Raw genomic sequence first — 24,068 nt, forward strand, 5'->3', positions numbered from 1 at the left:
AGCAAGTGGATTCATATTAAGTTTTACAAGACGTCCGTAGCGTTTAACTAATCGGTTATCTAAGTGTGGAATGTTAAATTGGAGAGCATGCTCTCCAATTTAACTTAAATAGATTTAATTGTGTAGATACCTATGCCCAGAGGGAGAGGGAGTGTCATTGCGAATTTTATAATGGTTTAAATTGCATCATGAATAATCCCTCTTGTTTAAAGGATAAGATGCGCTGTTTCATAAGGATTAGGGATTAAAATAATTTTTTCAAAATTATCAAAACAAGAATCTCACAACCCCTTAAGCTGAGCGTCACACCCTGCCCATTCATTCACATTATTCAAATATCGAAGTGGTTTTAACTCAACTCTGTCCCCATTTGGCATGATTTCATTAATTTCCAAAGAGCACTTTATACCGCCAGAATTATCTAATAGCTCATAATTCTTATTTGTCGCAAACTTATAAACAGCATTAACACTGCAACCACGCATTTCTGAACCTGTGTGATAGCTCTTATATGCACTCAACGCTAAAAAACGTTCTGAAGGGATCTTAAACTCAGCAAACTGAATGTCTTTAGGAGGAAAAGACATATTTAACAGTTTAGTTTTATAACGAATTTGTCCACCCAATATATTGATATTTTCAACTTCTGGCGACATCAAAAATTTAGGTTGCATCGAGGTCATACATCCATTTGGATACATCCTTACGCTAAAGTTTTCACCTTGTTGAATACGAAGATGGCTTGTCAAATTTTCAGTTGAATCTTGATATAATTTGTGTCCAACTATTTTTTTCGATTGATTGACAACACCAGCACTACATCCGGCTAAGTTCAATACTAAACACCCAATAACTATATTTTTCATATCTTAAATAAAGCGAATAAAATTAACGTAGATATTAACAAATATAAGATGCTAGACCATAACTATAGAGCCATCTCTAAATTAAATATTTTAAATTTCATATCTTTAATTTACACTTTTCATTCAACTACAAAATCTTGTTTGTATAACGTAATGGTAAAAGAACTTTAAAACATGAAAAATCAACTTATTTTACTAGTAACCACAATCTTTTTAACTTCTATGAGCTATGCCAAATCAAAGCCTGATATTCCCTCTAAAGATTCAAATTTAATTTTTAAAGCAGCAGGTTTTGCAAAAACAAAGCATGGTTGGGAAGGAAAATGCGAAACAGGTGAAATTACTGTATATCGGGATTTAAATAAAGATGGGCTAAATGATGCTGTTATTTCAGACTACAGCAGCATGTGCTACGGCAATACAGGCGTGGGATACCACCTTATTGCACAACAAAAAAATGGGAAATGGAAAACTATTTTTGAAAACGCGGGTATACCGACCTTTCTAAAAAGCACAGGCAAAGATGGTTGGCCTGATATTGAAAATGGAGGTCCAGGTTTATGTTTTGCGGTGTATCGTTGGGATGGTAAAAGTTATGAGCTAAATCGCTATGAGTATCAGGGTAAAGCCTGCTCATTAAACTAAACCAACCTTGCTTTAAGCCAAAGCATTAAAAGAATATTGATTGATCATGCTGATTGAGTTTAAAAAGGAAAATCCGTTTTAGAGCGGGTTTTCTTTGTTTAAAGAATTTATATGTTGAGTTTTTAAAATTTGGCATACATTTAAATCTATTATTTTTCTCATTTTTTTATCTGACAAAATACCCTCAGCCGATAAAAGCACCCGGTAAAACAACACTTATTTCAGCAAATTTATAATCCTGAATATTTCTCGTCACGATTTTGCTACAACCAAAACTCAACGCAGAAAAATATTGAATTGCATCTTCAAAATCAGAAAACTTAGACACCAGCGCTTGAGAAATCCCAACATGATCAACAGGGATAATCACCAAGAATTTTAAAAGTTGTTGAATAAAAAGACGCGCTTTCTCATCACCACCCAACTTACGCAAAATATAATAAATATTGGCAACACTGTTCGAAGAAATGCACCCTGTAAAATATCCTTTCTCACACAACGCTACAACAGTTTGACTTGCTTCAACAAAAGACTGACGGGCTAAAGCCACATCCAAAATTACATCAGAATCAATAAATATTCGCTCGCTCATTTATGTTTTTCCATACGAGCTTCAGAAAGCAATGCTTTATAATCCTGCCCTTGGTCTTGAATGGCAAACATCCCAGTCAAACTTCCAGTAATAGGCGCTTGAACATCACTCGAAATTTCAGTGTGTGCTGAAATACGATCTAAATAAGCTTCAACCAAACTCGAAACACTCTGCTCATGTTCCTGAGCAAAAAGTTTCGCCCGTTCAATTACTTTTTTATTTATAGATAAAGTCAATTTCGCTTGCATAAGATTTCACCTCATACGTATCATTTAATTAATTATACGTATTGGTTAATTTTTAACAATTAAATTTTAACCAAATTAGACAACGATTGATTTCACAATACCTAACTTATTTCTAATATCAGAAAACAAAAATCATCTGCTATTTATAAACTATCAAAGCACTCTACGCTCAGGTTCATTTTGATGAATAAAGACCGTATATGTATCAGCAGGATGAACCACCTGCGCATGATGCAAAGCATGCGCGATATTGCCTCTATGGTATGTTCCATGATTGATAACATGAAAGAGGATCTCTTCTATTGATAGGCTACCCGTTTTTTTATCTATAAATTGAAAATGAATAATTTCTGCAAGTTGATCCAATTGAATATTTTGTACAAATTCAATAAACCATAAATATGATTCAGCAATTCGATGTTTAAGTTCATCTAAGGCGGGTAAAAATTCTGTATTGGTTTGGGTGTGCACCGTTTTTTTGTTTTCTAGCCGAGATCTAAATAACTCTTCGACAATGATCATATGATTAAATTGTTGCTTGGCAAAATTATAATCTTCTAAATATTGCACTTGATCAATTTGATCTATGGCTTTAAATAAACGCTGATCTGACCATTGTTTATATAAAAAGAGTTTTTCAAAATTCATTAAATTGACCTAAAGCTTTCTTTGAATCAAATCATCAAGATAACATGCAATCACTGAAAAAACCCGATCTTTTAAATACCCTCAATCACCAATTTTTTACAGACCAAAACTCAATCTAATTTTAACAATGTCACTTTAAACAAGCTTTCTTGATGCATTCATTCCACTCCCCCAACCCTTTCAATAGTAAGAGGAGCTTCGTTGAAATTTCTATAATGACTTCTATTGAGTCATGAAGATTCCCACTCCTTTAAACAGATAAGAAGTCTTGCTCCGTAAAGGTTAAGTGATTTATGGGCGAATCACACCCAACTTATTCCAAATATCAGGGGTTAAAAAAGTCATCACCAATTTATTTAAGTCTACATATCGCAATACACCCTGTAACTGTTTTTTCACTTCAGGGTTTTTAATAATATCTTCACCTGTCGTACGACCTAATTCTTGGAAACTGTCACCTACTGCTTGCACACCTTCAGCTGCAATCACTGCTTTGGTCTGTGCGGAACACTGCTCTACAATCACCCGTTGCAAAACCTGAGCAAACTTTTGATCGAGTTGTGTTCTTTGTGCATCACTGACATTACTCAATGCTTTTAGATCAGGGTGTGTAGATAGTGCAGCAAAGGTCCACTGTAATACTGTAGTTTTATCTGTTGCTGTGGTTGCTTTTACCAAACAATCGCTAAGTTGATCAACGGTTGGCCCTGCGACAGCAAATTGTGCTGTCCCCATTAATGCCGTCGCCATAAACACAGAACGACCCATATGGGAAAATTTAGAATGCATTGAGGAGAAAATTTGGCGTGACATAAACAAAGTCCAATTCGAAATTAAATCCTTTGTATCACAAGCGCTACCTATTCGCCTGTTATGACTCTGTAAACAACCATTAATGAAAATAATCTCATTCGCTATGCAAAACTGGATTCAATATTATGTTGTATTTAAAATAGATAGCTTTGATACATTAAAACTAAAATACTTACTTAATCTGTCATCTAGCTTAAACTAATAAAGATCTAAAAAGACCAATATCACATGAATCAAATCTCAATCAATAACCCACACTCAAAAACCAACATTTGTTGGATTTATTGACACAAAAAACAATCCTCATGGACATTAGTTCATCAATAGCACATACGTTTTAATAAGATATGCCATAACTGTTTATAGGGAAATATATATGAAAATGGTTCAAGCTCTCACAATAACTACTTTATTCGCACTTTCGATGCCTGCTTTAGCAAAGCAAGTTGTATGTGTTTTTGATCCGGTTGGTAAAGCAGGTGATGCATATGCCCTAGCTAAAGATTACGCACTTGAAGCAAAAAATTGGGGTGCTGATATAGATTTAAGAGCCGTTACTGACGAAAGGCTCGCTGCAGAAGACTTAAAAGTGGGTAAATGTGATGGTGCCATTATCAGTGGTTTACGTGGTCGCCAATTTAATAAATATATTGGCTCCTTAGACGCGATCGGCGCATTAACGGATATGAAAACAGCCATTTCAGCCTATAAATTATTATCTTTACCCCGAGCAGCGGAAAAGATGATCAATGGCCCTTATGAAATTGCAGGATTAGGTACAATTGGCCCAGCATATCTATTTGTAAATGATAAAAATATCAATACATTAGCCAAAGCTGCTGGTAAAAAAATTGGGGTGTTCCGTTATGACGAAGCGCAACCAAAATTGGTTCAACAAGTAGGTGCACAAGCTGTTTCTGTTGATGTCACCAGTGCAGGCGCTAAATTTAATAATCATGAAATTGATATTCTTCCTGCACCTGTTGTTGCATTTAAACCCTTTGAGCTCTATAAGGGCTTAGGAGAAAAAGGCGGCATCGTAAAATTTCCACTGACTCAAATTTCGGCCAATTTTATTATTCGCAAAGACAAATTCCCTCAAGGCTTTGGACAAAAATCTCGAACTTGGGTTGCGAGTCAATTGGGCAGAACATTTAACATCGTAGCCAAATATGAAAAAGAAATTCCTGCAAAATATTGGATGAATATCCCTGCCAATGAACAACTGAACTATATCAAAATGATGCGTGAATCTCGTATTGCACTGACTAAATCAGGTATTTATGATCCACAAATGATGAATTTCCTCAAAAAAGTTCGCTGTAAAGAAAATCCGAGTAGTTTTGAATGTTCATTGAATGATGAATAACGCTTTTCATTTATTCGGGTGTTTCACTCCGTTGAAGTGAAACACCTTATTCCATTATTTAATCTGCTTTAGCATATGTTTGGCAACTGCATGATTTTGATTACTCGCCAAATTCTGCAAAATTCGTTTGGCTCGATCTTGCGGATTAGAAAAGCGCTGACTATAACTTGGCACATTGTTTAAACATCTTGCTACCAATACACCTGATTCAGCATAGACATTAATTCCACTTGTTCCATGCAAGCGCCCATAATTATAAGCACGTTCAGCATTGTTACAGGCATTGATCTGATTTTGCCCACGCCCTAACTCTTTGCGTGCAGAAATATATAATTGCATCTGTTGTGACTGCGGTGTCGTTATTGTTTTTTCAGGCTGAGGCTTTTCTTTCACTTCTTCTGCAACTGCGGCGACTGGCTTTTTTTCTTCCATGACTTTAACAGGGGGAGTTTTTACTACATTGTTAATAGCAACATTTTTTGAATTATTCGTTTTTATATCAGTGCTTTTTGCATCACTGCTTTTTGAATGACTATTTTTAGATTTCTTTTCTTGGACAACTGCCGCCATATTGCTTTTGTTGTTATAGAATTTATTAAGCTCATCCAAAGATAAAACTTTGGTTTGCAAATTTACAACTCGAGTTCCAGTTTGATCAAGTTTACGTTCAGATAAAGGTTCGATGGATACATACCATTGCTGACCATTACTTTCAGTACATTGGTATGCACCGATCCCCTGTTTAACACTGCTATAAGTATTTAATAATTTTTTTGCCCAAATATCTTTAACCGAACTCATTGTGCTTTTTTGCACTTGAGTAAAATGACCACCTTTAGCGCTACAATAACGGCTTAAGTAACTTTTCGGTGTTAAAGACTGCACCTGCTGATCGCTTTGTTTTGATCCCCAATCATAAACATATTCTTTAAATGGGCTATTATTTTCATTAATATTGTGCTTATCAATGAGTTCTTGAGCAGAAGCATATTGTTTAAAAGCGTCTGATGTTGATGTATTCATGGTTGTACAACCCTGCAATACAAAAGCGCCCCCACCCAACAATAAGAATGTTTTTAAATTCACCTGATATTTCTCAATTATATTTATGCATAAAAATATCTTAAAATACTCAAAACAACAAACTTATTATATTGAATTTATTGACTATTTATCGAAATAAAGTGATAAGAAAATCACAGAAAAAATGATTAGAGATAATCAATTAAGTTAAAACTTAAAAAGCTCTATCTAGACATCTATTCCACTGCCATTTATTTATACAACATGTGAAAAAAATATAAAAAAGCCTGCCAAGTCTTGATACAGCTTGGTAGGCTTTTAGGTCAGATTATTACCAAATGGTCACGCGTTTATTGGTAGGCAAATACATTTTATCGCCCTGCTGAATATGAAAAGCATCATAAAATGGCGCTTGATTTAGCAAGGTGGCATTGCCACGAACTTTATCAGGTGAATGCGGATCTCTTTTTAAGAATTCAACTTGCATTGCATCAGTAATTTTAGAACGCCATGCTTGTGCCCAACCAATATAAAAGCGTTGTTCACCTGTTAAATTATCCAACACTGGTGCAGCCTTGCCATTTAAAGACAGTTGATAAGCTTTATAAGCAATCGCCAATCCAGAGTTATCAGCAATATTTTCGCCTAAAGTTAACTCACCATTGACATGATAGCCTTTGATTGGCTCATAAGCGTTGTATTGAGCAACCAATGTATTGGTTTTTTCTTTAAATTTTCGATGGTCTTCTGCCGTCCACCAATTTTTCATATTGCCCAATTCATCAAACTGGCTGCCTTGGTCATCAAAGCCATGACTGATCTCATGACCGATAATTGCCCCAATCGCACCATAGTTCACCGCGTCATCGGCATCCATATCAAAGAAAGGAGGTTGTAAAATTGCTGCTGGAAAGACAATTTCATTTAAAGAAGCGTTGTAATACGCATTGATGGTTTGCGGTGTCATACCCCATTCATCACGATCAACAGGCTTGCCCAATTTATTCAAGGCATATTGATGTTCAAATTCGCGTGAACGGATCACATTTCCAATCAAGTCATTATTTTTGATTTCTAAAGCAGAATAATCACGCCATTTGTTTGGATAACCAATTTTCACCGCAAAACTTGCTAACTTTTTCTGCGCCTGAACTTTCGTGGTTGGGCTCATCCAATCCAGTTTGTCTATGCTTTGAGAATAAGCTTTCATTAAGTTTTGCACCAAGACTTCCATGCGTTGTTTTTTCTCAGCAGAAAAATACTTTTTCACATAAATCTGGCCCAAACTTTCACCTAAAGTTCCCTCAACCAATTGCACGCCACGCTTCCAACGTGGTTTCTGTTCCTTGATTTCTCTGAGCTGTTTGCTATAAAAATCAAAGCTGTTATCGACAAAAGCTTGACTAAGCAATGATGAAAAATCACTAACTAAATGAAATTTAAAATAAGCTTTCCAAACCTCTAGTGAGGTATTGTCAACAATTGGGCTTAACCCTTTGAAGTAACTTGGTTGAATAACTTGTATGGTTTTAATCTTATCGGACAATTCTTGTTTTTCTAGATAAGTTTGCCAATCAATTTTTGGACTAAGTTTGGCTAAGTCTTGTGTTTTATAAATATTATAGAGCTTTGTTACATCACGGTTTTGAACATTACTCCATTGTATCTTGGCGATTTGCGTTTCTAATTTTAAAATCCCTTGCGCATGCTGTGCTGCTTGCTTGTCTCCAGCTAGGCTTAAAGTTTTTTCAATATACTTTAAATATTGCGAACGGATTTTCTTAAATTTGGCATCATTTTTTAAATAATAATCACGATCAGGTAACCCTAAACCACTTTGCCCAAGCATTGCCACCATTTCAGTTGAGTTTTTCATGTCTTGGTCAATACCCACATCAAAAGGGCTGGTTACACCAATACGTGAAAAATGTGCGGCCAATTGCGCAATATCTTTTTTACTTTTCAATGCATCAACATTGGTAATTTCCGCTTGAATCGGCTGAATACCCAATGCTTCAATACTTTTTTCATCCATAAAATTGGCATATAGACTTGCCACTTTTTGCTCTGAACTTCCTTCCACCAATTGTTGTTTTGAAAGCTCATCGACAATATCATGCAATTGTTTTAATGATTCTTCATGCAAAATATCAAAAGTTCCCCAACGTGATTTATCTGCAGGAATTTCGGTATTTTTCAACCATCCTCCATTTACATGTTGATAAAAATCATCATTCCCTTTTACATTTTGATCAAAATATTGATGATCAATCCCCGATTTTTTTTGATCTTTCACAATAGCTGAAGTGGTTTGAGTGATTTGCCCTGTTGTTTCAGCCCATACTGGTGCCGATGACAACATGATTGCAGATGCTAAAACACTTTTTACAAATCCAAGTTTCAAAGCGATATCCTCAATTCTATTTCTAAGGTTTGAATTTAAAACAATAATAGTAATCTTGAGCTCAGGCTTTATGTGTAGCAAAAATGCAATGATTCACTGATTTTATTTTCAAGATAGAATTTCAAAGCATAAATTATTCCAAAATAGCTCAATCTAAACCTAGATCTTTAGTCCCAGTGAGCAACACCAACATCCAAAATATATAAATCCACTTATTTAGCTAGAGCTTTAGCAAGTCAACCTATAAATTAAGCGAGCAAATTTAAAATATGTTTTAAACGGATATTTTCAGCATCCTGCTTATACACTGCATAAATTGGTGCAATACACGGCGTATCCGCTTTAAGCGCTTTGTAAATAATTTGCTTGTTCCAAAAATCTCGAATGGCCTCTGGAACTATCGACAAACCAATCCCTGCTGCAATCAAATTTAAACTCGACGTTAAACGTGGGGCTTCTTGAACAATCTTTGGACTAAATCCAGCCTGATAACAGCTAGCCAAAATATTATCAAACAAGTCTTGTCCTGCTAAACGGCGATACAGTACAAAATCATAAGGTTCTAAATCAAGTAATTGGATGGCATCAGGATGTTCGGCTAAGGGATGATTATTGGGCAGTGCCACAATTAAAGGCTCATCAAGTACATGCAAACTGGTGAGTCCCAAACCAATCGGTGCAGGCTTACGCAAAAAAACGATGTCATTCTTTTCATTGATAATCGAATCAATCAATGAGCTACTGCCATCTTCTTCCAAATGAATAGACACCGCTGAAAATACTTCACGAAAATTACGCAGTAAAGCAGGTAAAAAGGAATGTAAGCCGACTGAGTTGGTAAAACCAATATTGATTTGCCCTTCCAAACCTTTAGAAATATTTTGCACGCGTTTGGGAATAGCCTGTGCATGCGCAAGTATGGTGAGTGCCTCTTGGTATAAGGCCTTACCCGCTTCAGTTGCTTCTACGCCACGCGGTAAACGCTTCAATAAATCTGTGTCTAATTCATCTTCTAAGTTTTTGATAATTCGTGTTAAAGGCGGTTGCTGCATATTCAGACGTACCGCTGCCCGAGAAATATTACTTTCCTCAACCACAGCGACAAATGCATTAAGCTTATGAATATCAATCATCTTTTCGCCTCAATATCGATCTTTTCATTTTTTTCGTGCTAATTCACGTTTAAAGCATACTTTTTAGGTATGAATAACAGCAAAAATAGCATTTTTCTTTATAACTCAACAAGCAGATAATCATATTCAAGCCAAGTACATCACAGCAAATTGAAGAGGTCTAAATGAATACTGAAGCAATCCCAATGGAACAATCCATGACCACACCCAATTGCAAAGCATTATTTTTAGGTTTTATGAAACTTGGCCTCATGGGATTTGGTGGGGTACTCCCTCTCGCACATCGTTTAATTGTAGAAGATCAGAAATGGTTAACATCTGAAAAATTTACCGACTTGTTGGGTGTCTGCCAAATCTTACCCGGTGGAAATATTGTAAATATGGCAGTGGCAATTGGTTATGACTTTGCTGGAGTAAAAGGTGCGATTAGTGCGGTATTTGGTCTTATGCTGGCCCCGACCATTATTGTTATCTCTTTGTACCAGCTATATAGCAGCTTTCAAGATATCCCAATGGTGCAGCACATGATTCAAGGTTTAGCTGCCGCTGCTGCGGGTCTACTGTTTGCTACAGGTTTTAAGATGTTAAAACCAATTATGAAAAGTAAGCTGACCTATTTCACCATTATCTTGACCATTATTTTTATGCTGTTGATTAAATTACCCTTGGCACTGACGCTGTTGATTTTAATCACCGTGAATATGGCAGTTTTAGCATTTAATCAAACTAAAGTGACTCAGGAGTAAATAAGATGTATGTTCTCATTGCACTGACTTTAGTGTTTACTCAACTGTCTTTATTAGCCTTTGGTGGAGGGAATGCGATCTTACCTGAAATGCAACATCAGGTGGTTGTGATTCACCAATGGATGACTGCTGAGCAATTCAGCTCTATGTTTGCAATGGCACAAGCTGCACCAGGCCCAAACATGATGATTGTTCCCTTGGTGGGATGGCATGTCGCAGGGCCAATGGGACTGATCGTGACGTCTTTTGCAAAGTTTGGTCCTTCTTCAATCATCACCATTTACGCACTTAAATTTTGGAATAATTTTAAAAGTCATCCACTTCGGGCGAAATTTGAAAAGGCGTTAAAACCTATTACAGTCGGTTTGGTTTTAGTCAGTGCTTGGATTATTGCCCAAGCCTCTGCTCAAAATATTTTACTGATCGCAATCGTCGCCATCACCATTTGTCTAAGTCTGTTTAAGAATGTTCACCCAGTTTGGTTAATGGTGATTGGTGCTGGTACAGGTGCTTTAATTCTGTAGATATTGATCAAGACCACCTACGCAGGTTCATTCATAAAAATTCAGTCAAGACATCTCCCTCCCTCTAAGCCGTGTATCACACAAAGCAAAGAGGGAGAAAATTTATAATGCATAAGAGATTTAAATCGCGACTGCTCTATATAGCTTGATTTATCTATTTTACTGCTGGTTTTCTAAATCACGTTCTCGGCAAGAAAGCTCATAATATTCTGCTGTTGGTAATGCTTTCAGTTTAAAACCATAATAATTACTGGCATCTGCCTCTACTTTGCTTAATGAACACTGGTTGGTTTTGGCAAATTGAGTCAAGAGTTTCATATCACTCTTTTTAGCTAAAACCGCTCCCCAGCCCTCGCTGACACAACATCCAGCATACTGTGTCATATATTCGTCTGATAGCAGTGCAACCGTTTGTCCCATAAATTGAAGCGGTTTTTTTAATTTATATACATCATTATAGTCATTTCTTGAAATATCCGGTTTTTTATTGATTAGCCCCTGCTTTTGCATCTTTTTAAAGCTTGGAAACTGTGCAGATGCCTCGCCCATTCCTCTATACACTGTTTCTTCTACCGCAGCATGGCTACTCATGGTAGCCGCCGCAATCACTAAACCCAATAGATACTTTTTCATATTTTTCTCATTCATCACTGAATACAATTTTTATTACAGTTAAGTCTGTTAAATTAAGACTAAAGCCGTATAAATTCAACTTAAAACTGCAACTAGAGCATGCTATTTTACATGAAATAAATCATAAAATTTAAACAAAAGGTGTAAAAATGTCTAAACAAATTCTAATGTTAGTGGGTGATTATGTTGAAGATTATGAAACCATGGTTCCTTTTCAGTTCCTCACTGGATTGGGCTATAGCGTTCATGCAGTTTGCCCTGATAAAAAAGCTGGCGATACAATAGCAACAGCGATTCATGATTTTGAAGGTGAGCAAACCTATAGTGAAAAGCGTGGTCACAACTTTGCAATTAACTATGACTTTAACCAAGTCAACAGCGACAACTACGTAGGATTAGTGATTCCGGGTGGCCGTGCACCTGAATATTTACGTATGAATGATCGAGTGATCGAAATTGTTCGCGAGTTTGATGCGATTAAAAAACCAATTGCCGCTGTTTGCCATGGTGCGCAACTGCTTGCTGCAGCCGATGTATTAAAAGGACGCTTATGTTCCGCTTACCCAGCATGTGCCGCAGAAGTTAAACTCGCAGGTGGGCAATATGCAGATATTGCAGTCACTGAAGCAGTCACAGATGGACACCTAGTAACAGCGCCTGCATGGCCAGCGCATCCAGCTTGGTTAGCCCAATTTGTTAAAGCGCTTGGTGCAACGATTACTTTATAAAATTTAAAACTGTCTAAGCTAAGTTTTCCGCTGAGAGAAAACTTAGCCTTATACAACAATGAAGTTTTATAAATGTTTAGGCTACATAAAGCCCCATCAATGTTGCGTTTTTTAACGCTGTATCTCAGCAAAGCGCTTTGCGCTGTGCAATAATTATTTATAGAATTTTATGTTCAAACAATAGGTTAGTATAAAAGTGGAAATCATTGAATTACTCCAACCCGTTACCTTAAATAAAGATAATTTAGAACCAATTACTATTAAAACAGGGACTTTATTAAAGGTACTGATGGTGAATCCATCCTCATATCTTGTTGGTGATGAATCAGGTGTTTCGTTTCTGGTTAATTTCTCAGAAGAAAACCGACAATGGAAAAAGATATAAGCTTTCAATTCGGAATCAGGACAAGGCTCAGTCAATAATTAATCATTGTGATAAATAAAATATAAGCTTCTAATTTTACAGATTATTAGTGTAAATTTATACTCAAATAAAACACCCATATTTCACAACTTAAACTTAAAAATCATATATTTAAATTAAAAAATACAGCTCTATCTTGTATTTACATATCCAATAAAAAGTTTAAAAATTATGTTTTATTTGTATCTTTTTGTATGTTAATTGATAATAATAATGATTCTTATTTACTAATTTCTATTCTTATGGACAATCTACGTAAACAAACGGCATTAAACATTGCAATAAAATCAATTCTTATTTGCAGTGCTATTTCCCATAGTGCTTTTGCACAAGAGCAAAAAAGTAATGACGCGAATACTTCAGTACTCCCAACCATTACAGTTAAAGCAGATGCTCAGGATGAAAAAACTGAGGGAAGCGGGAGTTTTAAAGCAAAATCCTCAAGAAGCTCATCAAAATTAAAATTATCTTTAAAAGAAACACCACAATCTGTAAGCGTCGTCACCCGTGAACAAATTGAACAACGCGGGCTGACCATTCTGGATGATGTTCTTGCCGCAACACCAGGCGTTACTGCCACTAAAAATGACAGTGAACGTTCTAACTACTATTCCCGTGGTTTTCAAATTACCAATAGGCAAATTGATGGTATGCCTGTAGGAGACAATGCTCCCCGCTTTGATAGTTTTTTCTTTGACCGAGTTGAAGTGATCAAAGGTGCTTCTGGCTTAACTGGTTCAACAGGCAGCCCTTCTGCAACCATCAATATGGTGCGTAAGCGTCCTGAAAAAGAGTTTAAGGGCAATGTCAGCTCAACTTATGGCTCATGGGACAATACCCGTGTAGAAGCAGATGTATCCATTCCACTGACTCAAGATGGCAGTATTCGAAGTCGATTCATGGCAGCGTATACCGATAAAGAGTCCTATATGGATCGTTATAAGCTCAAGTCAACAGCCGCAATGGGGATTATCAGTGCAGATTTAACCCCAACAACAACAGCCTCAGTCGGATTTCAATATCAAGACAACGATCCTAAAGGCTCAACGTGGGGAACAGTGCCATATTTCAATGCTGATGGAAGCAAAGCAAATTTTCCGCGAAACTTTAGTTTATCTGCGGACTGGAGTTCAATTGCCAATACCGATAAAACCGTTTTTGCTGATATTGAACATACTTTTGCCAATGACTGGCTGGTTAAAGCAGCGATTGCCCACAGCACCTCGGATAATAGTTGGATGGTGGCTTATGGTGGTAGTGGCTTTCCAGACCCAAACACGGGGAAAGGCTTAAGTCTATGGAGTATGGTCAGCCCTTATGCTGAAAATAAAAAACTCAATATTGATTTGTATGCAACAGGACCATTTCAATTGTTAAATCGCCAACATGATTTAATTATTGGCTATAGTGGTTTTAAAGGTGAAAGTACTGAATTAGATGTGACTCCAAGTATTAATTATCCAGCAGTCATACCAGATTATCGTAATTGGACAGGTAATATTCCAAAGCCCACTTATGAAAAGAATGGGGCTGGAAAGAAAACAACAACTGAACTATATGGTTTATATTCGACTTTGCGGTTAAATTTGGCAGATCCACTTAAACTTATTTTAGGTGCACGTTATAGCTCATATGATTATAAAGTCGATGAGTGGAATCGCAATACTCTCCCTACAAAACCAAGTAGTTTTGACCAACTGATTCCTTATGCAGGGATTTTGTATGACATCAATGACACTTATACCGCTTATACCAGCTATACCAATGTATTTAACCCTTCATCCAAACAAGATCGTTACGGTGACTATTTAGATCCTGAAATGGGAAGCACCACTGAGCTAGGAATTAAAGCGGATCTATTAGATGGTAAGTTATTGACCAGTGCTGCTTTATTTTGGTCAAGTGTTAAAGATCTTGCCGTTGTAGATGCAGAATATCCCGATGACGTACAAAACGGCACTATTCCCAAAGTCAATGGTATGGAAACCGCTTATATGTCATCAGGCAAAGGACTTAAAGTCAATGGTATTGAGTTAGAAGCCATTGGAAAGCTACAGGAAAATTGGAATCTTAGCTTCGGCTATACCTATGTAAATAGCGTGAGTTCTGCAATTTCTAATGCTTTAACAATTACTCCACAAAATCAGTTAAAGTTATTTAGTAGTTATACCCTTCCAGCTAATCTTTGGACAGGTTCAGAAAAACTAACTTTCGGTGGTGGATTGAATTGGCAAAGTGAAATTTCACAAAAATGGGGGCGAGCTCCTGCAAATGCCTATAACGATGGTGTAGTCACACAAAAGGCCTATGTATTGGCCAATGCTTTTGCCAGTTATAAGTTAAGTGATGAACTGACTGCAAGTGTGAATATCAATAACTTATTTGATGAAAAATACTATTTAAATGTAGGTTTCTATAATGGTGTTTATTGGGGGGAACCACGTAATGTGACTTTCACCTTAAGAGCTAAATTTTAATAAAATATAAAGCCAAGCATGAGCGTATAATTAAAAGCGCTCATGCTTGCAAGTATTCTCAGCAATGCTTTGGCTGAATTGAACGAATCATAATGAATTAATGGCTAATGATAGAATCAGTCCACCCACTAAAAGGATTTTCAAACTCTTGCCATTTTTCTGCTCCTAGCGCCATTTCATCATCGTTTAATAAACAAGCATCAAATTGACGAATAAGTTCAGATTGATCCATCTGCATCCCAATCAATACGATTTCTTGTCGTGCATCACCTGTTTGAGCATCCCAGCTTTGTTGAATTGCATCTCGACTTTGTTGATCTGTAGGCCAATGTTCGTCTGGCACTGCTGCCCACCAATATCCAGCAACACCATGGCGTGCCATCGCCCCTGCTTGAGACCAAGATCCAGCAAACTCGGGATTTGAGGCTAACCAAAAAAAGCCTTTGGAACGGATTACGCCTTTCCATTCGGAGTTGATAAAATCAAAAAACCGTTGTGGGTGAAAAGGTCTGCGCGCTCGATAAACAAAATTATTGATTCCATATTGCTCTGTTTCAGGCGTATGCTCACCTCTTAATTCCTTTAACCAACCCGGAGCTTGTGCCGCTTCGTTAAAATCAAATAGCTTGGTATTTAACACCCGATCAAGATTCACCTTGCCAAACGCAGAAACTTCAATTTTTGCTCTTGGGTTTAAAGACTGCAAAATTCCAAATAATTTTTCCTGCTCGTCTTGATCAATCAAATCTGTTTTATTCAATACAATCACGTCACAAAACTCAATTTGATCAATCAGTAGATCAACAACATTTCGCTCATCTTGTTCACCTAATGATTCACCGCGCGCTTGTAAGCTATCCAGCGAACTATAATCTTTTAAAAAGTTATAAGCATCGACCACAGTCACCATTGTATCTAAGCGGGCAAACTCATTGAGAGAAATCCCATTTTCATCTTCAAAGGTAAACGTTTCTGCAACAGGGAGTGGTTCAGAGATCCCTGTAGATTCAATCACCAATTGATCAAAACGCTGATCCTGTGCTAAACGACGCACTTCAACCAGTAGGTCTTCTCTTAAGGTACAGCAGATACAACCATTACTCATTTCAACTAACTTTTCATCCGTTCTTGAAAGCTCAGCACCACCCTCTCGAACTAAAGCGGCATCAATATTGACCTCCGACATATCATTCACAATCACTGCAATTTTTCGGCCTTCACGATTGTTTAAGATATGATTGAGTAAGGTGGTTTTTCCAGCCCCTAGGAATCCAGAAAGCACGGTGACGGGAAGTTTTTGCGGAGTGGCTAAAAGAGTATTCATTGGCATTCTCACTTTATATTTTTGTGTTTTCATATCGAGATCGACATAAAAATACTGACTGAATAACTCCAAACAGATCGCTTTAGAGTTAAATTTTAGCTGTGCTTGCACATACATTTTCAACACTGCAATTTGATGATTCGGTTTGAATCATTCGGTGATGATTACAGCGTTTATCCAGTTGCTATAAATCTAAGCTGAGGATTGAAAAACATCAGGATTTAGATTGTTTAATAGTGGATAAACATGTGTCGTTTGAATTTCTCGTATTAAAAGTTGTCTGATGTCACGGATGAAATTTAACTTCATGGCGATTCACTCACTTTTTTATTGTTTCCAATTAAAGCGTTATTGATACATGGTGATGAGCTATAGCGATGGTCTGCACCCCAAGTACGAAAACCTGCACTATCTATATGAATCTGTCCTGATGCATAGACGCCTAAGCCCATGTGAAGTTCCTCACCAGAATCCAGCCAAAATTGACATAATTTTGCTTTGCGCTCTTGAATCATCAGCTGTTGGTTTAAGTCCGGATTTTCATCACCAATACGAAAATCTAATGCGGCATTAAAAATATGTTTGGAGGAAGCAGCGCCTTTTGCACACTGATTAAGCTTGAAATTTCGATAGACAGAAGTCACGCTAAACTGGGTTAAAATTTTTTCATCCACAAGACGATTTAAAATTTTTAATGTTGGCACAATATTGCCCCACAGCTCTTGTGGCGGAACTTCAAATTCAGATGCATCACATTGTTGCCAATCTCTGGCTGTTTGTAAAAATTCAAAAGTAGGAATATAAGCAGAAATACCTTGTTGCTTTAAAAAGCGCTGATAAGCCTGAACGCTTTCAGCATTTTTCGGTTCACTAAGCCATTTTAAATAGGCAGGCGGCAGATTTTTTTCTTGTTTTAAAATACCTTGCTGCTGAGGAAAGTCTGCTTTTAATGGCACTTGTGGCGACGTTTGCTGAACTGTACGCATAGCATGAATTGTATTTGAGTTGTTTTGACTACATGCAGAAAGGCAGAGTATGAATCCGATCAAATATTTTTTGTTCATCTCAATTTGCAATGATCTCATAGCGTAAATTTAACTCAGATGAGTAGTGTTGATTTAATATCGTTATGTTATAACATAACAATATGTATTTCAACTTAAGCTATTCCCCCTATGAATCTTGTTCTTCCAGATGTTTCGGCTGAATCCTCACTCACAAGAAACTATTACTACCCACTCGATTGGGTCGGTATGGAAAAAATCGCGCTTCCGCTTTATCTCGAAAATAGCCTTTGCCAAAGCCAAGTAAATGCTTATGTCAGTTTGGATGATGTGTTTGCCAAAGGTATTCATATGTCGCGCTTGTATACCCGACTTTTGAAATTGAGCACGATCAAAAATTTAGCGCTACTTGATATTAAAAACGCTTTATTGGATTTCTTAGCCAGCCATAAAGATTTATCAGCACATGCCAAAATCGAAATTCATAGTGAGCTTTATATCGAGCGCCCAGCCTTAGTCAGCCAATTGTCTGGCTGGAAAAGCTATCCTTTTGTGTTGTCCTGTCAGCTTTTAAAAGATGATTTTTATGCTGAATTAAAAATCGAAATTCCCTATTCATCTACTTGTCCTTGTTCCGCAGCACTTGCCAGAAACATCATCCAACAAAGATTTGCATCCGCATTGGAAAATCATGAGATTCAGTTAGACCCACAAGAAATCCTCAGTTGGCTAAATAGCACAGACGCAATTGCAGCAACGCCTCACAGTCAAAGAAGTTTTGCTCAGTTAAATTTCAAATTAGATCAAAACATTCAATATATCCCACTGATTTTATTTATTAATCAGGCTGAGCAAGCCTTGATGACACCCGTACAAACGGCGGTAAAACGTATCGATGAACAAGCCTTTGCTATTGCAAATGGTCAAAACCTGATGTTTTGTGAAGATGCATTAAGACGCTTGTATGCCACATTTATCCATCATCCCAGCATTCTGGGCTTTAACTTTAAAGTGATTCATGCGGAAAGTTTACATGCTCATGACGCAGTTGCTCAGGGCGCTTGGCAATGGTAATGCCTTATCTCAACCACCCTCATTGTTTAACTTATTTAAAATGGTCTAGTCATGCTTAGAAAAAACCCATCTGGTGATCTCCCTGTTATCGATCAATCAGCCTATGTTGACCAAACAGCGATTATTTGTGGAAAAGTCATTGTCCATGCCAATGTATTTATTGGGCCTTATGCTGTGATCAGAGCAGATGAAATCAATGACGCAGGTGATATGGAACCCATCATTATTGGTGCAAATTCCAATATTCAAGATGGAGTGGTGATTCATTCCAAAGCGGGGGCAGCAGTGATCATTGGTGAAAATTCTTCAATCGCGCATCGCTCTATTATTCATGGTCCCTGTGAAATTGGACATCATGTTTTTGTTGGCTTTAACAGTGTGTTATTTAATTGCAAAGTGGGTCATCACAGCGCGATTCGTCACAATGCAGTGGTTGATGGTCGTGATTTACCTGATCATTTTTATGTACCTGCAATGAGTTATATCAATCCCAAAACCGATTTAAAGCAATTTCCACCCATTGATATTTCAATCAGTGAGTTTTCAGAAAGCGTTGTCAGCACCAATATCAAACTGGTTCAAGGCTATAAGGCATTGCACAATGAGTTTTAAAAATCCGCCCAATCTTATTATTCGTAATGCCAATATTGTCAATGAAGGCAAGCAGTATTATTCCGATGTACTGATTCGACATGGACGGATTGAAAAGATTCATCCCAATATTACAGGGGCTTATCATGCGAAAAATATAGACGCTGAAGGTTCGTGGTTAATTCCTGGCATGATTGATGACCAAGTTCATTTTAGAGATCCCGGCGCAGCGCATAAAGGCAATATTGCTTCGGAATCAATGGCAGCAACAATTGGTGGAATCACCAGCTATATGGATATGCCAAACACCAATCCAGCCACCTTAACCCTAGACGCTTTGACCCAGAAAAAGCAGATTGCAAAACAACATAGTCGGGCCAATTATGCTTTCCATTTTGGAGTCAGTGCGCATAATTTAGATATTATTGAACAACTTGATCCTAAATCAATCAGTGGTGTTAAAGTTTTTATGGGTGCTTCTACGGGTGATATGCTCGTCGATGACCCTAAAGTTTTGGAACGTTTATTTGCAAATGTTCCAACGGTTTTATTGACCCATTGCGAGTTTACCCCTGCCATTAAAGCGGAAGAAAATTTCTATTTTCAAAAATATGGGGAAAATATTCCAGCAGAAATTCATGCGCAGATTAGAAATAAACATGTCTGCTTTGATAGCTCAAAATTAGCTGTATCTTTGGCCGAGAAATATGCCACACAGTTGCATGTTTTACATATCACCACCGCGAAAGAACTGTGTTTGTTTAAAAATCTGCCTTTAAATCGAAAACATATCACAGCAGAAGTGTGTATCCATCATCTCAGTTTTGATGATGCTGATTATGCTACTTTGGGCCACTTAATTAAATGTAATCCCGCGATTAAAACCCAGCAAGATAAAGATGCTTTGATTAATGCCCTTGCGAATAGTAATCGCTTGGATATTATTGGTACTGACCACGCCCCACATACTTGGGATGAAAAACACCAGTCATATTTTTATGCCCCTTCTGGTCTGCCTTTAGTACAACATGCGTTACCTGCACTGATGGAGCTGGTTGCAGCAGGTAAACTGAGTATTGAAACACTGGTTCAAAAAACTGCACATCAAGTGGCAGACTTATTTAGGATCAAAGACCGTGGTTTTATTCGAGAAGGTTACTGGGCTGATTTAGTGATCCTTCGAGAAAATCAACAGCACATTGCAGTGAAAGATCAAAAAAACTATATGAAATGCAATTGGACACCATTTATGCATAAAATATTTGCTTATGAGGTCAGCACCACAATTGTTTCTGGGCAACTTGCTTGGCATCAACAACAGCTGTTTTTGAATTGTCAGGGACAACAACTTGAAATTAATCGTTAAAATTGCACGTAACAAATAAATGGCATGAATTTATTGCAAACTATTGATATTTAAATGGATCATTATTTAATTTCAATATAGCTCATCACAACAAATGTTTAATGATTTTGATTCAATGGGAGAATTTCCACCGAAAGGACTCACAATATTCGTTTAAACCTGATTGACCTCAGCTTTAACGTTATTTTTCATCTTGCTTTTACCCGACCATAAGTCTAAAGTTAACTTTAATGTCAAGTGGAAGTCAGTAAAATGAACATTAGCGAGTTATCCAAACAAAGTGGTTTGAGTACCCCAACGATTCGTTATTATGAACAAATTAAACTACTTCCCAAGGCAAAACGTAAATCTAATGGTTATCGTGAATATAGCGACAATGACCTCAAACAATTATTTTTAATTCAGCAAGCGCAACAAGTTGGATTTTCATTGGCTGAAATCAAAGCTTTCCTGCCTTCAAATGTAGGCAAGTGGGATCATAATATTCTGATTGGGCGACTTGAAAGTAAAATCAAAGATATTGAAGATCTAGAACAAAAGTTGTTGATCAGTAAGCAAAACTTACGCAGCATGATCACTGCAATCAATAGTAAGCCTGATGAAATCACCTGTGAAGAAAACGCCAACCGTTTACTGAATCTTTATTATGCCAATGATAAAATTTAAACATCTTTAGCTTATCGCTTAATCCTAAAAGCGATTGAGCTTAAATCTTACTTTAAGCTCATGATTGTGCATAAGTCATTGATAAATTATCTATGATGTTCAAACCTTGGAGTCTACAAAAAGATTGATCAGTATTCTCATCATTACTTTAATGGGTGATCATACCTAAGCATCAAGTAAAGCGTCTTCGAGCCGCAGTACAGTCTGTCGGATCACATCAAATCCAACATCTGAACAACGCACTGTACTTAAGCTGAATGTGAATACTCACGCATACGTTTTTTATACTGACGTGTGCGGCATGTCGTTTCTGTCTGTTGTACTATCAAGGCCCATAAAGGTGAAACCTTAGGATTGGGTGTTTTCCCATGACTAAGCTTCTGTAACTGGAATTTGACTGTTGCCATATTGGCAAGTGAAGCTAAGGTTTTATTTTCCCAGTGAATTGGTTTCAATTCAGGTGCGATATTCTGACCTTGTTTCCATGCATTGGGTAAGTTAGGGTCGATTGCTAAGGCTGTTGCAATCCCCACCATATCGATCCCACTGTCAATGACTTGTTCTGCAACGGGTTTGCGACGAATACCACCAGTCACCATAATCGGCATATGGGCAACCTTGCCAATCTCTTGAGCAAATTCTAAGAAATAAGCTTCACGCGCCAAAGTCCGTCCATCTCTGGCTTGGCCTTGCATAGCTGGTGCTTCATAACTGCCACCTGACAATTCAACCAAATCAACTGACAGATCATTTAACATTTTAACTACTTGCTGCGCATCCTCAGCACTAAAACCACCACGTTGGAAATCGGCAGAATTCAGTTTAACAGCAACTGTAAATGTTGATGACACCACTGCACGTACTGCTTTGACAATCTCAATCAAAATACGTGCACGATTTTCCAATGAACCGCCCCATTGATCTTGACGTTGGTTGCTTAAAGGTGAAAGGAACTGACTGAGTAGATAGCCATGAGCTGCATGAATTTCTACACCGGTAAATCCAGCCTTTTCACCCAAACGTGCGGTATTGGCAAAACGTTGAATCACTTCGTCAATCATGGCTTGAGTCATTTCAATTGGAGTATTAAAACGATCTGACATTTTACCTAAATCTAAAGCCACAGCAGAAGGTGCCCACGTTGGCTGACCTAAATTTGACTGCATTTGGCGACCCGGATGGTTGATCTGCAACCATGCTTGCGCGCCTTGAGAACGTGCGATTTTCGCCCAACGTTTGAAGTGCGCTAAATGCTGTTCATCTTCCAAGACCACCCCACCCGGTCCTGTCATCGCACGACGATCCACCATCACATTACCTGTAATGATTAAACCAACACCACCATCTGCCCATGCTTGATACAAACGCATGAGCTCTTCTGATGGTGCATGATTGAGATCTGCCATATTCTCTTCCATCGCAGCTTTTGCAATACGATTTGGAATCTGAGTACCATTGGGTAAAACTAATTTTTCAAAGACGTTCATTTTTATAGCCTCATAGAGTATGGACTTACTTTAAGATTAAAGCTCACTTTAATGTCAATCCTTTTTTCACATTTAATTTTTATTATTTTAAGAACTATTTTTATTCAAAGACTTACATCATAATAAGAGAATAACGACCTGATACTTTAATAAAAAAATAGAGGCCGCAAGGCCTCTACTTTTATTCTGCTTTAGATCAAACGACAACTGTTCACTCGCGAATAAAAGCCAATAAATCTGGATTAATTACATCGGCATTGACGGTTAACATACCGTGTGAATAACCTTTATAGGTTTTTAATCGGCCATTTTGAACCAGTTTGGCAGAAAGTACCCCTGAGTTTTCATAAGGTACAATTTGATCATCATCCCCATGCATGACTAAAACTGGCACTGAGATTTTTTTCAAATCTTCGGTAAAGTCAGTCTGTGAAAATGCAACAATTCCATCATAATGCGCTTTTGCTCCACCCATCATGCCCTGTCGCCACCAATTCAATACCACAGGTTCTGAAGGTTGAGCATCTGGTCGGTTAAAGCCATAGAATGGCCCCGCAGGTAGATCATGATAAAACTGAGCACGATTTTTAAAAAGCTGATTCTGTAAGTCATCAAAGACTTCTTTGGCTAAGCCTTGCGGATTTTTTTCAGTTTTCAGCATAATTGGAGGTACAGCACTGACCAAGACGGCCTTGGATACATTTTCCTCACCATGACGTGCAATGTAGTGAACAACCTCACCACCACCAGTGGAGTGACCAATATGTACTGCGTTTTTAATGCCCAAGTGTTTGACCACTTCTACAACATCATCGGCATAGTGGTCCATATCATGACCATCCCAGACCTGACTTGAACGTCCATGTCCGCGACGATCATGTGCAACCACACGAAAACCTTCATTTAAAAAGAACAATAACTGAGAATCCCAGTCATCCGAGCTTAATGGCCATCCATGATGAAAAAATAATACTGGGGCATCTTTCGGTCCCCAATCTTTATAAAAAATATCAACACCATCTTTTGTCGTAACATATGCCATGTTAATTTCTCCTGTGTATGATTTACACTTTGAATAACTTATTACTGTTCTCATTTATGTCAGTAAATTACAATGTTTGATACGATTCGTATGGATCGTCATTCTATACTAAGGTTAAAGTTAACTTTAAGGTCAATGCTTTTGGTGATTTTCTGATAGCAGAAATGTAAATCTATAAAAAATAAAAATACGCAAATATCAGGATTTATTATTGAAAGAAAACAGCTTTATTTTTTATATA

Annotated in this window: 24 protein-coding genes; 11 read left to right on the forward strand and 13 right to left on the reverse strand. The window is 37.4% G+C overall.

Annotated elements, in window-relative coordinates; genetic code table 11:
- Positions 1 to 281: 281 nt before the first annotated feature.
- The gene (locus M2R48_RS15385) at positions 282 to 836 is read right to left on the reverse strand and encodes a hypothetical protein (RefSeq protein ID WP_315972845.1); all 555 of its coding nucleotides are present in this window, start codon (positions 834 to 836) and stop codon (positions 282 to 284) included.
- A 204-nt stretch (positions 837 to 1,040) separates the two neighbouring features.
- Between M2R48_RS15385 and M2R48_RS15390 the strand changes: the two genes are divergently transcribed.
- Positions 1,041 to 1,511: a hypothetical protein gene (locus tag M2R48_RS15390; RefSeq protein WP_262086643.1), complete on the forward strand. Its 471-nt coding sequence runs from the start codon at positions 1,041 to 1,043 to the stop codon at positions 1,509 to 1,511.
- A 184-nt stretch (positions 1,512 to 1,695) separates the two neighbouring features.
- Here the strand turns inward: M2R48_RS15390 and M2R48_RS15395 are convergent, their stop codons facing one another.
- From M2R48_RS15395 to M2R48_RS15410, 4 genes are all read right to left on the reverse strand, one after another.
- The gene (locus M2R48_RS15395) at positions 1,696 to 2,103 is read right to left on the reverse strand and encodes a PIN domain-containing protein (protein WP_262086644.1); all 408 of its coding nucleotides are present in this window, start codon (positions 2,101 to 2,103) and stop codon (positions 1,696 to 1,698) included.
- On the reverse strand, positions 2,100 to 2,351 hold the full coding sequence (locus M2R48_RS15400; RefSeq protein WP_262086645.1) for a DUF6364 family protein: 252 nt from the start codon (positions 2,349 to 2,351) through the stop codon (positions 2,100 to 2,102). Before M2R48_RS15400 ends, M2R48_RS15395 begins: the two co-directional genes overlap by 4 nt.
- Positions 2,352 to 2,504: 153 nt before the next feature.
- Entirely contained in the window at positions 2,505 to 2,999 is a 495-nt protein-coding gene (locus tag M2R48_RS15405; RefSeq protein WP_262086646.1) for a DinB family protein, read from the reverse strand.
- Positions 3,000 to 3,290: 291 nt separating this feature from the next.
- The gene (locus tag M2R48_RS15410; protein ID WP_105713556.1) at positions 3,291 to 3,812 is read right to left on the reverse strand and encodes a hypothetical protein; all 522 of its coding nucleotides are present in this window, start codon (positions 3,810 to 3,812) and stop codon (positions 3,291 to 3,293) included.
- Positions 3,813 to 4,194: 382 nt separating this feature from the next.
- Between M2R48_RS15410 and M2R48_RS15415 the strand changes: the two genes are divergently transcribed.
- On the forward strand, positions 4,195 to 5,181 hold the full coding sequence (locus M2R48_RS15415; protein WP_262087507.1) for a putative solute-binding protein: 987 nt from the start codon (positions 4,195 to 4,197) through the stop codon (positions 5,179 to 5,181).
- Positions 5,182 to 5,235: 54 nt separating this feature from the next.
- Here M2R48_RS15415 and M2R48_RS15420 read toward each other — a convergent pair whose 3' ends face one another.
- From M2R48_RS15420 to M2R48_RS15430, 3 genes are all read right to left on the reverse strand, one after another.
- Positions 5,236 to 6,267 carry a hypothetical protein gene (locus tag M2R48_RS15420; RefSeq protein ID WP_262086647.1) on the reverse strand — a complete coding sequence of 344 codons (1,032 nt, stop codon included), beginning with the start codon at positions 6,265 to 6,267 and terminating at the stop codon, positions 5,236 to 5,238.
- A 268-nt stretch (positions 6,268 to 6,535) separates the two neighbouring features.
- Positions 6,536 to 8,608 carry a M13 family metallopeptidase gene (locus M2R48_RS15425; protein ID WP_262086648.1) on the reverse strand — a complete coding sequence of 691 codons (2,073 nt, stop codon included), beginning with the start codon at positions 8,606 to 8,608 and terminating at the stop codon, positions 6,536 to 6,538.
- 248 nt (positions 8,609 to 8,856) lie between these two features.
- A complete protein-coding gene (locus tag M2R48_RS15430) occupies positions 8,857 to 9,741 on the reverse strand; it encodes a LysR family transcriptional regulator (RefSeq protein ID WP_096734847.1) in 885 nt (294 codons plus the stop codon).
- Between the two features lie 164 nt (positions 9,742 to 9,905).
- On the opposite strand from M2R48_RS15430, the gene M2R48_RS15435 reads away from it, so the two are divergent.
- Both M2R48_RS15435 and M2R48_RS15440 read left to right on the forward strand, forming a co-directional pair.
- The gene (locus M2R48_RS15435; RefSeq protein WP_004717445.1) at positions 9,906 to 10,487 is read left to right on the forward strand and encodes a chromate transporter; all 582 of its coding nucleotides are present in this window, start codon (positions 9,906 to 9,908) and stop codon (positions 10,485 to 10,487) included.
- Between the two features lie 5 nt (positions 10,488 to 10,492).
- Positions 10,493 to 11,011, forward strand: a complete 519-nt coding sequence (locus M2R48_RS15440) for a chromate transporter (protein WP_004823357.1) — start codon at positions 10,493 to 10,495, stop codon at positions 11,009 to 11,011.
- Between the two features lie 159 nt (positions 11,012 to 11,170).
- Here M2R48_RS15440 and M2R48_RS15445 read toward each other — a convergent pair whose 3' ends face one another.
- The gene (locus M2R48_RS15445) at positions 11,171 to 11,644 is read right to left on the reverse strand and encodes a hypothetical protein (RefSeq protein ID WP_262086649.1); all 474 of its coding nucleotides are present in this window, start codon (positions 11,642 to 11,644) and stop codon (positions 11,171 to 11,173) included.
- 149 nt (positions 11,645 to 11,793) lie between these two features.
- Here M2R48_RS15445 and M2R48_RS15450 point away from each other — a divergent pair, with 149 nt between their 5' ends.
- The 3 genes from M2R48_RS15450 (at position 11,794) to M2R48_RS15460 (ending at position 15,273) form a co-directional block, all read left to right on the forward strand.
- Positions 11,794 to 12,372, forward strand: a complete 579-nt coding sequence (locus M2R48_RS15450; RefSeq protein WP_105713549.1) for a DJ-1/PfpI family protein — start codon at positions 11,794 to 11,796, stop codon at positions 12,370 to 12,372.
- Between the two features lie 196 nt (positions 12,373 to 12,568).
- On the forward strand, positions 12,569 to 12,757 hold the full coding sequence (locus M2R48_RS15455; RefSeq protein ID WP_262086650.1) for a hypothetical protein: 189 nt from the start codon (positions 12,569 to 12,571) through the stop codon (positions 12,755 to 12,757).
- 281 nt (positions 12,758 to 13,038) lie between these two features.
- Entirely contained in the window at positions 13,039 to 15,273 is a 2,235-nt protein-coding gene (locus M2R48_RS15460) for a TonB-dependent siderophore receptor (RefSeq protein WP_262087508.1), read from the forward strand.
- A 97-nt stretch (positions 15,274 to 15,370) separates the two neighbouring features.
- Here the strand turns inward: M2R48_RS15460 and zigA are convergent, their stop codons facing one another.
- The gene (gene zigA / locus M2R48_RS15465) at positions 15,371 to 16,597 is read right to left on the reverse strand and encodes a zinc metallochaperone GTPase ZigA (RefSeq protein WP_262086651.1); all 1,227 of its coding nucleotides are present in this window, start codon (positions 16,595 to 16,597) and stop codon (positions 15,371 to 15,373) included.
- 305 nt (positions 16,598 to 16,902) lie between these two features.
- Entirely contained in the window at positions 16,903 to 17,661 is a 759-nt protein-coding gene (locus M2R48_RS15470; RefSeq protein ID WP_171500316.1) for a D-Ala-D-Ala carboxypeptidase family metallohydrolase, read from the reverse strand.
- A gap of 111 nt (positions 17,662 to 17,772) precedes the next feature.
- Here M2R48_RS15470 and folE2 point away from each other — a divergent pair, with 111 nt between their 5' ends.
- From folE2 to M2R48_RS15490, 4 genes are all read left to right on the forward strand, one after another.
- Positions 17,773 to 18,675: a GTP cyclohydrolase FolE2 gene (gene folE2, locus M2R48_RS15475; RefSeq protein ID WP_262086652.1), complete on the forward strand. Its 903-nt coding sequence runs from the start codon at positions 17,773 to 17,775 to the stop codon at positions 18,673 to 18,675.
- Between the two features lie 51 nt (positions 18,676 to 18,726).
- Entirely contained in the window at positions 18,727 to 19,287 is a 561-nt protein-coding gene (locus M2R48_RS15480; RefSeq protein ID WP_004823366.1) for a hypothetical protein, read from the forward strand.
- On the forward strand, positions 19,277 to 20,632 hold the full coding sequence (locus M2R48_RS15485) for a dihydroorotase (protein ID WP_262086653.1): 1,356 nt from the start codon (positions 19,277 to 19,279) through the stop codon (positions 20,630 to 20,632). The genes M2R48_RS15480 and M2R48_RS15485 overlap by 11 nt, the downstream gene beginning before the upstream one ends.
- Before the next feature lie 252 nt (positions 20,633 to 20,884).
- Entirely contained in the window at positions 20,885 to 21,298 is a 414-nt protein-coding gene (locus M2R48_RS15490) for a MerR family transcriptional regulator (protein ID WP_244013640.1), read from the forward strand.
- A gap of 248 nt (positions 21,299 to 21,546) precedes the next feature.
- Here the strand turns inward: M2R48_RS15490 and M2R48_RS15495 are convergent, their stop codons facing one another.
- Positions 21,547 to 22,785, reverse strand: a complete 1,239-nt coding sequence (locus tag M2R48_RS15495; protein WP_262086654.1) for an NADH:flavin oxidoreductase/NADH oxidase family protein — start codon at positions 22,783 to 22,785, stop codon at positions 21,547 to 21,549.
- 211 nt (positions 22,786 to 22,996) lie between these two features.
- Positions 22,997 to 23,827: an alpha/beta fold hydrolase gene (locus M2R48_RS15500; RefSeq protein WP_262086655.1), complete on the reverse strand. Its 831-nt coding sequence runs from the start codon at positions 23,825 to 23,827 to the stop codon at positions 22,997 to 22,999.
- Between the last annotated feature and the right edge of the window lie 241 nt (positions 23,828 to 24,068).

It is taken from the genome of Acinetobacter sp. I-MWF, assembly GCF_025433935.1.
Taxonomy (GTDB): domain Bacteria; phylum Pseudomonadota; class Gammaproteobacteria; order Pseudomonadales; family Moraxellaceae; genus Acinetobacter; species Acinetobacter guillouiae.